At 52.8% G+C, this 12,393-nt stretch carries 13 protein-coding genes; all 13 read left to right on the top strand.

What is annotated here, in order from left to right; genetic code table 11:
• The first annotated feature begins 1 nt into the window (after window position 1).
• The 13 genes from MOST_RS16565 to MOST_RS16505 all read left to right on the top strand — a co-directional run bounded on the left by MOST_RS16565 (window position 2) and on the right by MOST_RS16505 (window position 12,389).
• Window positions 2-1,039 carry an ABC transporter permease gene (locus MOST_RS16565; RefSeq protein WP_054937948.1) on the top strand — a complete coding sequence of 346 codons (1,038 nt, stop codon included), beginning with the start codon at window positions 2-4 and terminating at the stop codon, window positions 1,037-1,039.
• 126 nt (window positions 1,040-1,165) lie between these two features.
• The gene (locus tag MOST_RS16560) at window positions 1,166-2,383 is read left to right on the top strand and encodes a sugar ABC transporter substrate-binding protein (protein ID WP_054937949.1); all 1,218 of its coding nucleotides are present in this window, start codon (window positions 1,166-1,168) and stop codon (window positions 2,381-2,383) included.
• A 112-nt stretch (window positions 2,384-2,495) separates the two neighbouring features.
• Complete coding sequence (locus MOST_RS16555; RefSeq protein ID WP_054937950.1) at window positions 2,496-3,620, top strand: uroporphyrinogen decarboxylase family protein; 1,125 nt, start codon at window positions 2,496-2,498, stop codon at window positions 3,618-3,620.
• Window positions 3,621-3,650: 30 nt separating this feature from the next.
• Window positions 3,651-3,974, top strand: a complete 324-nt coding sequence (locus MOST_RS16550; protein ID WP_054937951.1) for an L-rhamnose mutarotase — start codon at window positions 3,651-3,653, stop codon at window positions 3,972-3,974.
• An 81-nt stretch (window positions 3,975-4,055) separates the two neighbouring features.
• Entirely contained in the window at window positions 4,056-5,849 is a 1,794-nt protein-coding gene (locus tag MOST_RS16545; RefSeq protein ID WP_054937952.1) for an L-fucose isomerase, read from the top strand.
• A 46-nt stretch (window positions 5,850-5,895) separates the two neighbouring features.
• Window positions 5,896-7,038: a uroporphyrinogen decarboxylase family protein gene (locus MOST_RS16540; protein ID WP_054937953.1), complete on the top strand. Its 1,143-nt coding sequence runs from the start codon at window positions 5,896-5,898 to the stop codon at window positions 7,036-7,038.
• Between the two features lie 81 nt (window positions 7,039-7,119).
• On the top strand, window positions 7,120-7,914 hold the full coding sequence (locus tag MOST_RS16535; protein WP_054937965.1) for a class II aldolase/adducin family protein: 795 nt from the start codon (window positions 7,120-7,122) through the stop codon (window positions 7,912-7,914).
• A 77-nt stretch (window positions 7,915-7,991) separates the two neighbouring features.
• On the top strand, window positions 7,992-8,264 hold the full coding sequence (locus tag MOST_RS16530) for a BMC domain-containing protein (protein ID WP_054937954.1): 273 nt from the start codon (window positions 7,992-7,994) through the stop codon (window positions 8,262-8,264).
• Window positions 8,265-8,324: 60 nt separating this feature from the next.
• Entirely contained in the window at window positions 8,325-8,621 is a 297-nt protein-coding gene (locus MOST_RS16525; RefSeq protein WP_054937955.1) for a BMC domain-containing protein, read from the top strand.
• A 1-nt stretch (window position 8,622) separates the two neighbouring features.
• Window positions 8,623-8,895 (top strand): BMC domain-containing protein, encoded by a 273-nt coding sequence (locus tag MOST_RS16520; protein WP_054937956.1) that lies wholly within the window; start codon window positions 8,623-8,625, stop codon window positions 8,893-8,895.
• A 13-nt stretch (window positions 8,896-8,908) separates the two neighbouring features.
• Window positions 8,909-10,381, top strand: coding sequence for an aldehyde dehydrogenase (locus MOST_RS16515; RefSeq protein WP_054937957.1), 1,473 nt, complete (start codon window positions 8,909-8,911; stop codon window positions 10,379-10,381).
• A gap of 64 nt (window positions 10,382-10,445) precedes the next feature.
• A complete protein-coding gene (locus MOST_RS16510; protein WP_106007236.1) occupies window positions 10,446-11,789 on the top strand; it encodes a 4Fe-4S dicluster domain-containing protein in 1,344 nt (447 codons plus the stop codon).
• Between the two features lie 54 nt (window positions 11,790-11,843).
• Window positions 11,844-12,389: a BMC domain-containing protein gene (locus tag MOST_RS16505; RefSeq protein WP_054935792.1), complete on the top strand. Its 546-nt coding sequence runs from the start codon at window positions 11,844-11,846 to the stop codon at window positions 12,387-12,389.
• Window positions 12,390-12,393 lie beyond the last annotated feature (4 nt).

The following is a 12,393-nucleotide window of genomic DNA, read 5'->3' as shown; positions in this document are numbered from 1 at the left end:
CATGAACAAAAAAGTTTACCAGGTAATCAATAACTATAGAATATATTTCCTCTGCGGACTGGTTTTTATAGCAATGGCCATATTCGTACCCAACTTTTTGACCCCTTATAACATCACCAATATCCTTAAGGGTATGAGTTTAAATGCCATGGTGGCCGTAGGGTTCACCATCGTGATGATTTGCAAGGAGCTTGACCTATCAGTTGGTACCACCCTTACTTTAGGCGCTATGTTTGTTATCGGGTTTCAACCATCACTGGGTTGGGGCGGAAGCCTCCTCATTGCAGTGTTAGCAGGAGCGCTGGTGGGCCTGGCCAACGGTTTCCTGGTAGCGCGGGCCAAGATTGATTCGTTCATAGTTACACTTGGGACCATGACCACGGTGCAGGGAATTATCTTTTTATACGGTAAAGGTTATGCCTTAAACGCTACTGATTTTACCATAGCAGACTGGCTGGAAACACCCATCATTCCATTTTTACCACCGCGGGTATTGATTACTATTATTTTCGTGCTTTTATTTGAAGTCCTTCTGGTACGTACCAAATACGGCCGGGGTTTTTACATGGTAGGTGCCAACAGGGAAACTGCCTGGCTGGCTGGGCTTAACACGGAAGGATACGTTATTGTGGCTTTTATAATTTCCGGTATCACTGCGGCCCTGGGGGGCGCACTCTTTGCCATGAGCCTTAGTTCGGCTACACCCACCATCGGTACGAGTTCCCTGATGATCGTAGTAGCGGCAACTATTATCGGTGGTACCTCCATGGCCGGCGGCAAAGGTAGTATACTGGGCAGTGCCGTAGCTGTTTTAACCCTGACTATCCTCTATAACGGCCTTACTAACCTTGGTGCAGGCTATGAAATACAAATTTTAGCGAGCGGTTTGGTTCTGGCGGTAGTGGTCCTATATGAAGCCTATGCTTTGTACCAGGCGAATAAGGTTAAAGGACAAAGACCGGAATTGTTAAAGGAGGTGAGCTTAAAAAAAGGAAAAGGAAGGGGAGGTAAAGCGGTAAAGTTGGAGACTTTAAACTGAATAAAGGAAAAGGAGGTATTTGTAGAAGTAAGCAATTACAAGGGTACTACTTTCTCAACAATAAAATTTCGGGAGCAAATTATAAGCAAGCAAATTATAAGCAAGACAGGAGGTTCAAAGCTAAAAATGATTAAAAAAATAAGCGCTATACTACTAGTGGTTTTAATAGCCGCGTTATTTATAGCTGGCTGTGGCGGCAAGCAGGCCCAGGAACCATCTAAAAGTGGACAGAGCGGCCAGGCTGAAAAGAAAAGCTCTAACCTGGAAGAATCCCTCAAAGCTGATAGTATAGTTGCCGGGCTGAAGGCCGATGACGGCCAGCTTCTTCTCCCACCTTTGGAGAAAAAGGAAGTCCCGCCACGACCGGCCGATCCCGCTAAACTTCCTGAAGACGATGCCATGCACTGGTATGACATGGAATATTCCGGCTGGGGAGTTAGCAAAGTTAATATTCCCAAGTCACCTAAAGACGGTGCCAAAGGGAAAAAAGTTATTTTAATAGTACACGGGGATCATCCCTGGACTACCGCTTACATTAGAGGCGCCAAAAAAGTGGCGGATGCTTACGGGATGGAATTAAAAGTTATGTCACCGAATTTTAATGCCGACGTCCAGGCCCAGATGGTGGATCAGGCTATAGGTGCCCGGCCGGATATGATATTGATGATCCCTGTTGACGCCAAAATGTCAGTGCAGCTTTTCAGGAAGATCAATCAGGCGGGCATTCCTGTTATTGCTACCAACACCCATCCCGAGAGTGAAGCTATGAAATACGTCATTGCCTGGACCGGCCCGGATGACTGGGGTCAATTCAGAATGCTGGCACAAAAATTTGCAGAGTTGATGCATAATGAAGGCGGTTATGCAATTATTCAGCATAACCCCGGCGGTTCACCCTTCTTTGCCAGGACGTACGCCCCGATAACCGAGTTAAAGAAGATCGCCCCTAAGATGGAGCTTTTAGATAAACAGGCCCCCGGTTTCGAAGCTGAAAAAACCATGCAGGTGGTATCAGACTGGATTACCAGGTTCGGCTCCAAACTTAAGGGTATAATTCTTGCCGACGATTCTGCCCAGGCAATCGGTACTGCGGAAGCCATCAAGAAGGCCAACAGGCAAGATATTATTGTCGTTGCCGCCGGTAACAGCAAGGTAGGCATGGACCTGGTGAAAGAAGGTAAAATCCAGGCCATCACTTACCAGACGGCCGAAGGTGACGGCGCCGCGGCAGTCAAAGCGGCAGCCGACTGGTTCAATGGTAAGGATGTAGAGCCTGTTCGCTACTTGCCCAAGCATATCATTACCAAAGATGATGTAGACAAGTTTATGCCGGCGCAGTGGTAGTTCATAAGAAAAAAAGGGGGAGTTATAAACCTTAAACGTTATAACTCCCCCTAAATAAAAAATACAAAAGAAAATTACAACTAAATCCGGAGTAACAAGGGTGGTATGAGAAATGGCGCAAATGACTTCCCGGGAAAGATTGCTTACCGCCCTGGCTAAAGGAGTGCCCGACCGCTTGCCGGCCACGGTGCACCAGTGGCAGCCCTATCATCTGGAAAAATACATGGGAGGGATTGACGCCCTTGATGCCTTTCAGGAGTGTGGCCTGGATGCAGTAATTCAGTATTTTGAAGCTATGGGGCAGTTCTGGCTGCCGGGCAAAGTAGAGTCCAAAAGGTATTCTGATGAGTGGTATGACGAAGTTGAGATCGTCAACGACGACCCCGACCGGATGATTGTCCACCATACCATCTACACCCCCAAAGGTGTCCTGACGTATAAAACGGAAGGCAACCACTATACGGTATGGATTACGGAATTTATGATTAAAAAACCCGAGGATATTTATCTTTTAAAGTATATGCCTGTCCCTAAACTTGATAAAGAAGCCATCCGGAAAGAATATGATCGTATTGGTGATAAGGGAATTTTGAAGGGTTTTGTCTGGGGCGACCAGGCCGGTTGCTGGCAGCACGCTTGTGTCCTATATGACACGGCACCCATGATTTATGCGGCTATGGATGATCCTGCCTGGGTACATGAATTTTTGGATATACTCCTGGAAAAGAAACTGCAGTTTATATATGAATCCCTGCGGGGCGCCAAATTCGATCTCATTGAAACCGGCGGTGGAGCTTCCTCTTCTACGGTTATTTCGCCGAAGATGTTCGAGGAATTCTGCCTGCCCTATGACAGGAAGATACATGATGCCCTCCACGATGTGGGGCATATAGCTTCATACCATACTTGTGGCGGTATGCTCGGCCTCTTTGATCTCATAATCGCCACTAATACTGACTGTTCGGAAACTCTGGCACCCAAGGGTGTGGGAGGCAATATCGAGGGCCCCGAGCTATATGAAGCTATGCACGGCAAAGTGGCCCTTATAGGCGGTCTAGACCAGTATAACATCCTCACCAACGGCACGCCGGAGCAGGTCAAAGAAGAAGTTCACAGGCTTTTTGAGATTTATGGTAAAGGCGGCGGGTACATTATGATGCCTGCCGACCACTTCTTCGACGCGCCAAAGGAAAACCTTCTTGCCTATGGCGAAGCAGCAAGGGAATGTGTCTATTAATGATAGCAAATTATGGGAGGGAGGATAAAGATGAAGCGCTATGGCATGGTCATTAAGGTCAAACCTGAAAAACTGGAGGAATATAAAAAGCTGCACGCTGCCGTATGGCCCGGAGTGGCCAGGATGATTACCGAGTGCAATATAAGGAATTACAGCATTTTCTATAAAGATGGGTATCTGTTTAGTTACTATGAATATATTGGCGATGACTACGAAGCTGATATGGCCAAAATGGCTGCCGATCCCACTACCCAGAAATGGTGGGAGGTATGCAAACCCTGTCAAGAACCCCTCGAGACGCGGGGGGAAGGGGAATGGTGGGCGGTTATGGAGGAAGTATTCCATCAGGATTAATTAAATGTTACCCTGCCTGTTATCACAAAGATAGGTCCACAGCTTATTTCATCATAAAAATTGGGGATGAAGGTGAAGCAAATGAAAGATGCCCTATTATTGAATGCGAGATTACCCAAAATCGGTATCCGGCCTATCATTGACGGGCGCCGTAACGGAGTGCGGGAATCCCTGGAAGAAACCACCATGGGCATGGCTAGAAAGGTGCAAAAGTTACTGGAGAACAATATAAAGTATCCTGATGGGTCACCGGTGGAGTGCGTGATAGCCGATACCACTATTGGCGGCGTGGCCGAGGCGGCCCGCTGCGCGGAGAAGTTCGCCCGCGAAGGCGTCGGCCTGACGATAAGCGTAACTCCTTGCTGGTGTTACGGCTCCGAAACCATCGATATGGACCCTTTTATACCCAAAGCTATCTGGGGGTTTAACGGTACGGAGCGTCCGGGGGCCGTCTATCTCGCGGCCGCACTGGCGGGGCACAGCCAGAAAGGACTGCCGGCTTTTGGCATCTACGGCCGCGATGTCCAAGATGCTGGCGATGAGAATATTCCTGATGATGTAGCCCAAAAAATACTGCAGTTCGCCAGGGCCGGCCTGGCGGTCGCCTTAATGCGGGGTAAATCATACCTGTCAATCGGCAATGTATCCATGGGCATTGCTGGATCTATAGTCGATCCTCATTTCTTTGAGAGTTATCTCGGGATGAGATGTGAATACGTCGATATGTCGGAAATAACCCGGAGGATTGAAGAGGTAATTTACGACCAGGAAGAGTATGCCCAGGCGATGCAATGGGTGAAGGAGAACTGTAAAGAAGGTGCGGATCGCAACCCGCCTGACAAGCAAGCCGGCCGGGAGCAAAAGGATAGGGAGTGGAGTACTTCTGTTAAGATGGCCTTAATATGCCGGGATCTAATGGTTGGCAATCCCCGGCTGGCCGAGATGGGATATAAAGAAGAAGCCGAAGGCCATAATGCCCTGGCTGCCGGCTTCCAGGGGCAGCGGCAATGGACCGACCATTTCCCCAACGGCGATTTTATGGAAGCCATTTTAAATTCCTCTTTTGACTGGAACGGCATCAGGCGGCCTTATATTATGGCCACGGAAAACGATAGCCTCAATGGTGTGGCCATGCTGTTCGGCTATTTACTGACCAACACCGCCCAGGTCTTTGCCGATGTTAGAACCTTCTGGAGCCCGGCGGCCGTCAAGAGAGTAACTGGCAAAGAACTGGAAGGGATTGCCGCCGGGGGCATTATCCACCTGATCAACTCCGGTGCTGCGGCCCTGGATGGTTCGGGGAGGATGCTTAAAGACGGCCGGCCGGCCATGAAACCCTTCTGGGAGATAACACCCGAAGATGTTAAAGCATGCCTGGAGGCAACCACCTGGTGGCCCGCTGTCCGGGAGTATTTTCGAGGGGGCGGCTTCTCCTCAAAATTTGTTACCATGGGCGGGATGCCCATAACCCTTTCGCGGGTGAATATTATTAAGGGGCTGGGACCCGTACTACAGATAGCGGAGGGTTACACTGTGGAATTACCGGAAGATATGCACCGGATCCTGGACGACAGGACCGATCCCAGCTGGCCCACGACATGGTTCGCCCCAAGGCTGACTGGTAAGGGTGCCTTTACCGATGTCTACTCGGTAATGAATAACTGGGGAGCCAATCATGGCGCCTTCAGCTATGGCCACATCGGGGCAGATTTAATAACCCTCGCCTCCATTTTGCGAATACCTGTCTGCATGCATAATGTCCCGCCGGAAAGGATCTTCCGGCCCAGCGCTTGGAGTGCCTTTGGCACAGAGGACCTGGAAGGTGCGGATTACAGGGCCTGTCGTAACTTTGGGCCCCTGTACGGGAAGTATTGATTAACAAGACTATAGTAAGGGAAGAGGATAGGAGGTTTCTACTACCATGAGCAAAACTAAGGGTGAGGTTAAAACTGAACGGGTACTTAAAGCCTTAAACCATGAAGAACCGGATCGGGTGCCTATCACTGATTTCTTCTGGAGCCTTTTCTTACAAGAATGGCAAAAAAGAAATAGCGAGGACATTTTTATATACGATTACTACGACCTTGATATCCTTGTAGTCAGCCCTAACATGGATCCCCGTGTTATACGTAGCCGTTTTATTGAAAAAAATGATGAGTATATGATTTACGAAACCGGTTGGGGTTCAATTATCAAAAGACAGGTTGAAGCTCCCATGCCCATGTTCCTCGAATTTGGTATCAAGTCAGCAGCTGAATATGAGAAGTTTGAGTTCGATGATCCCCTCGATCCCCGCCGTTATTATGACGAGCGGGACGATATCATCAATACCGGTGACACCTACCTCGTATTGCCCAGTTTTGCCGAGACAGTAGAGCGCTATAAAGACGACTATTTCATTTTTGGTAGCGTCTGCGAACCCTTTGAAGCCCTCTGGCGCTGCCGTGGTACGGAAGGAGCTTTGATGGACCTGGTGCTCTATCCCGATGAAACCCAGGCCTTTATCGACCGCCTGACGGAGCATATGCTGGCCATTGGTAAGAAGCAGATTGAAATGTTTAATTTAAAGGGCATGTACATCTGGGGCGACGTGGCTTACGACAAGGGCATGTTCTTTTCCCCGGATCTGTGGCGGAAGATGTTTTACCCGGCAGTGGAAAAGCTGTGCACTGAATTCCACGCCATGGGGGCGAAGATCATTTACCACGGCTGCGGCAATGCTCGTGCTATTTACGAGGACCTGATCGACGCGGGTGTGGACTGCTATAACCCCCTGGAAGCTAAAGCTGGCCTGGATGTGGTGGAATTAAAGCGCCAGTACAAGGGCCGGCTGGCATTTAACGGTAATATTGACGTCCGGGTTTTAGCCGAAGGGGATAAAGATGCGATCCGGAGGGAGGTCCTGCGTAAACTGAACGCTGCCAAAGGCGGGGGCTATATCATTTCTTCTGACCATTCCGTAGCTGCTAATGTACCGCCGGAGAATTATGATTACCTGGTACAACTGGTACGGGAGTATGGCAGGTATCCGCTAGAACTGGGGGAATTTGACGAGGAAATATAGCTGTTAACGGGGGACTGAGGATTGTAGCAGTGCCCCCGAGGTATCTTTTAGATTTAGAAAACATGCTGGGGGGCAAACATGGTGCCTTCGGAATTTCAATTACGCCAGGATATCTGCGAAGTAGGGCGGCGGATTTACCAGCACGGTTTCGTGGCTTCCAATGATGGTAATATCAGCATCCGCCTGAATGAAAAAGAAGTATTGGCGACACCTACCGGCGTCAGTAAGGGTTTTATGACCCCGGAGATGCTGGTTAAAGTCAATATGCAGGGAGAACAATTGAGCGGGCAGTTAAAACCTTCATCGGAATTGAAAATGCACCTGGAAATATACCGCCAGCGGCCGGATGTACGGGCGGTGGTTCATGCTCATCCGCCGACGGCTACCGGATTCGCCGTGGCCGGTATTCCCCTGGATCGTTGTGTGCTGCCGGAAATTATTATCAACCTGGGGAGTATACCCTTGGTTGCCTACGGGACGCCCTCTACTGATGAAGTGCCGGCTGCGGTGAAGGAATATATTGGTAGTCATGATGCCCTGCTACTTGCCAACCACGGAGCCCTGACTGTCGGTACGGACGTATATAATGCTTATTATAAAATGGAGTCACTGGAGTTATTCGCCAAAATCAGCCTTACCGCCAGGTTGCTGGGAAATGAAAATGTTCTCTCGGCGGAACAGGTCTATAAGCTTATGGAAATCCGGGCCAGGTCAGGAGTTACTTCACCCAACCCCGGCTGTGTTGATTGTGGCGCCTGCAGCGTCTCTACCCGCGAAGCCCCGGCCGCAACCGGCATAACGGAAGAAGAACTGCAGGAGATTATCACCAATGTTACCCGGCGCGTCCTGGCCTCACTTGGGGATAGGCGACAGTAAAGGAGGAGCAGGGGAGCCCCGTCTTCCCTTAAGTTAAATTAATTACAACCATTGCAAGTTAATTTCGGAGGCAAAATATGAACAAGCAAGCCCTGGGTATAATTGAAGTTCGCGGCCTGGCCACCGCCGTTGCCGCCGCGGACACGGCCGCCAAGACGGCTGCAGTCACCATCCGCGGCTACGAATCGACCAAAGGCAGCGGCCTAGTAGTATTAAAAATCAGCGGTGAAGTCAGCGCCGTCACGGCAGCCATTGAAGCCGCAAAGGCACAGGTTGCTAACGTCAGCACCGTTTTTGCCAGCCGGATCATCGCCCGGCCCCATGAAGAACTAGCGCGGTATTTAACCTAAGAAACTCTCCAAGTAAAAACCCAGGAGAACCTTAGAAATTAAAGGAGGAAGAGTCAACCCATGAGCGCTTTAGGCCTCATCGAAACCAAAGGCTTAGTCGCCGCCATCGAAGCGGCAGATGCCATGCTCAAAGCCGCCGGCGTCGAACTGGTGGGAATGGAGAAGATCGGCTCTGGCCTGGTAACCGTCATGGTCAGCGGCGAAGTCGGTGCCGTCAAGGCCGCCACCGAAGCCGGCGGTGCTGCCGCCGCCCGGCTCGGGGAAGTCATCGCCGTCCACGTCATCCCACGGCCCCACAGCGACGTCGCCCGCATCCTGCCCGGGAAAAAAGACGCCTCTGCCAAGGGGGTAGATTAACATGAAAGACGGCGCCCTGGGGCTCATCGAAACCAAAGGACTGGTCGCGGCCATCGAAGCGGCAGATGCCATGCTCAAAGCCGCCGGCGTCGAGCTGGCCGGTATGGAGAAGATCGGCTCCGGCCTGGTAACCGTCATGGTCAGCGGTGATGTCGGTGCTGTCAAGGCCGCCACCGAAGCCGGGGCCGCAGCCGCCGGGCGACACGGCGAGATAGTAGCCGTCCATGTAATCCCGCGGCCCCACACAGATCTCAGCAGGATATTACCAGCCTGAGCGGTGAGCAGAAATGATCGACGAAACCACTATCGCCAGCATTGTGGCCGAAGTTTTGAAAAACATCCAGCAGCAGTCCCACAATGGGACAATAGCTACCGCGGCAACAGCGTGTAGCGGTGCCTGCCAGATGCGGGCCGACCAGGCCGTGGCCACTACCTCCCGCGGTGACAAAGGCATATACAGGGATTTAAATGCCGCCATCCATGCTGCCAAAAGAGCGCAGCAAGAACTGGTAAAGTTAAGCCTCAAAACCAGGGGCGAGATCGTTGCCGCCATCCGCCGGGCGGCCATTGAAAACGTAGCAACAATCGCCCGGCTGGCCCACGAAGAAACCGGCTACGGCCGGATAGAAGACAAGATCCAGAAAAAGCTCTACGCCGCCCGCTTAACTCCGGGGTTAGAAGACATAAAGACCGAAGCCATCAGCGGCGACAACGGCCTCATCCTGATTGAGCGAGCGCCCTTCGGCCTCATCGCCTCCATCGAGCCGGCCACCCATCCCGGCTCCTGTGTCATCAACCACGCCATCAGCATGGTCGCCGCCGGCAACAGCATCATCTTCCTGCCCCATCCCAAAGGGCTCAAGACCACCCAGTACCTGGTGCGCCTTTTCAACGCCGCCATCCAAGAAGCCGGCGGGCCGGAGGATTTATTAGTCGTTGGCGATAAAGTCAGCCTGGAAAACCTGGACCTGGTTTTGAGCCATCCCGCGGTGGACCTGGTCGTGGCCACCGGCGGTCCCGAAGTAGTCAACCGCGCCTTAAGAAACGGCAAAAAAGCCATCGCCGCCGGGCCCGGCAATCCCCCCGTAGTCGTCGACGAAACCGTCAAGGACCTGGACTACGCCGCCAGGTGTATTGTCGACGGCGCCGCCTTTGACAACACCGTCCTCTGCATAGCCGAAAAGGTCATCATCGCCGTGGAAGCAATAGCCGCTGAGCTCATCTTCCATTTGCAAAACCACGGTGCCTATCTTGTACAGGATGAAACCGATAAAGAAAAACTCATGCGCACCATCCTGCCCGACGGCAAGCACTTCCACCCCGACCTCATCGGCCGGGACGCCACTGTTATTCTAAAGCAAGCCGGCATCGACGCCCCTGACAGTACCAGGATCGCCCTCATGGAATGTCCTCCGGAGCATCCCCTGGTGCAGGAAGAACAGCTGCTGCCCGTCCTACCCCTGGTACGGGTGCCGGACTTTGATGCCGCCCTGGAACTGGCCGCCCGGGTGGAACACGGCTTCAAACATACAGCCATCATCCACAGCCAGGACGCAGGCCGCATCACCGTATACGCCCGCAGGCTCCGCACCGACATCACCGTGGTCAACGCTTCCTCGGCTGCTGGCTTAAACATCGGCGGCGAAGGACACTTCAGCCACACCATCGCCAGCCCCACAGGTGAAGGCATCTGCACCCCTCGCACCTACACCCGGGAACAGCGGACGGTCATCGTCGGGGCGCTGCGAACGGTAGACTAATAATTAAATGCAGCTTAATTATGAAATCAGGAACCAGAGCGGAGTGGATGCCGCTTTGAAGGAAATGCCTGGCAGCGAACTAAACGCCATCATAAATAAAATAGCATCTGCCGGCGTGGTCGGCGCTGGCGGGGGCGGTTTCCCCACCGCCTTTAAACTGAAGACCGGAACACCTATACAGACCATTATCATTAACGGGGCCGAGTGCGAACCCTTACTTAAAGTCGACCAGGAACTGATGACCCGCTACCCGGCGGAACTCCTGGCCGCCTTGGCCGCAGTAGTTCAGGCCACCGGCGCCCGAACAGGGATTATAGCCCTCAAAGAAAAATACCGGGAGGCCCGTACCGCCCTGGCAGGAGAGATAAGCACTTACCCGGGGTTAAAGCTCCACCTCCTGCCCGACGTCTACCCCATGGGGGACGAGCACTTATTGACCTATAGCGTCACCGGCAAAACAATCCCGCCGGGAGGGTTACCATTACAGGCGGGAGCGGTAGTTCTAAACGTCGAGACTTTATATAATATCCACCAGGCTCTGAAAGGAAACCCTGTAACCCATAAGTACGTTACCGTCACCGGCGCCGTCCGGCAGCCCATCACTGCCAGGGTACCGGTCGGCGTCACGGTGCGGGAACTCCTGGCCCTGGCCGGCGGCCCGGCCGTGGACCAATACCTGCTTATCACCGGCGGCCCATGCATGGGTAAGGTTACAAGCATTAATGCGCCGGTTACCAAAACTACCAAGGGCATTATTGTCCTGCTCCTGGATCATCCCCTGGCTGCCGCTTATCGGCGGGATCTAAACAAGGAGCTAAAACTTGCCCTCAAGGTTTGCTGCCAGTGCCAGCAGTGCACGGACTTCTGCCCACGGCACCTTTTAGGGCATCCCCTGGAACCCCACCGGGCCATGCGCGCGGTTACCTATGGCCTTGTTGATATAACCCTGCCCAGGGCCCTTCTCTGCAGCGAGTGCGGCCTCTGCGACCTTTACGCCTGCCCCTTCAACCTCTCCCCGCGGCAGGTCAACAGGAAAATCAAGGCCGAACTGCAGCAGAAGGGTTTCCGGGCTGGCCCCTATCCAACGGGTATTCCTTCCCCTTTCCGGGAAGGACGGCAGGTACCAACTAAAAGCCTTATCAGCCGCCTCGGCTTAAGAGAGTATTACGAACGTACGGTGACTTTTCGGGAAGAAAACATCACAGTTAACCAGGTCCACCTGCCCTTAAAGCAGAGCGCCGGGGTCGCGCCGGAGCCGGTAGTAAAGATAGGTGACCGGGTTTCAGCGGGGGACCTTTTAGCACGTATCAAGGACGATACCCCGGGCGCCAACCTCCATGCCAGCATCAACGGTATCATTACCGCTATCAATAACAACATCGTCATCCAGGGAGGCGCCAACCCATAATGGGGCTAATGTCACCTCTCACTTCTAACATCTCAATAATGGAGGTGGTGACTGATGGGTATCGCCGTCGGACTTATCGAACTTAAGAGCCTGGCGCGGGGATTAATGGTAGCCGACAGCTGTCTTAAGGCCGCGCCGGTAGACCTGAAAATACGCACTACCTGCCCCGGTAAAAGCTTAATTATCTTAACTGGCGAGATCAGCGCCGTAACGAGCGCCGTAGAACATGGCGTCGCTACCGGCGGGGTAACGGTCGTCAATAGCTTAATCCTGGGCAACCTCCATCCTGGGGTCCTGCCGGCCCTGAGCGGGGTAGCCACAGCAACCCCTAAAAGTGCCATGGGAGTCCTCGAGACTTTCAGCGTCACGGCCGCCATCAAAGCCGCCGACACCGCCGCCAAGGCGGCCATTGTCGAGCTCCTGGACATCCGTCCGGCCTACGGGCTGGGGGGTAAAGGGGTGGTCATCCTGACCGGTAGCGTCGGCGCTGTCCAGGCCGCCGTAAACGCCGCCACCCCGCCCCTCAAAGAAGAAGGGGAACTGGTGGATGCCGTCGTTATCCCCTCTCCCCACCCGGAACTGTGGGAGCAACTGGGGTAAAGGC

The sequence above is a fragment of the Neomoorella stamsii genome (assembly GCF_002995805.1).
Classification (GTDB): Bacteria; Bacillota; DSM-521; order Neomoorellales; family Neomoorellaceae; genus Neomoorella; species Neomoorella stamsii.
Note: the sequence above shows the minus strand (reverse complement) of the source record. Positions and strands in the feature narration are given on the sequence as shown.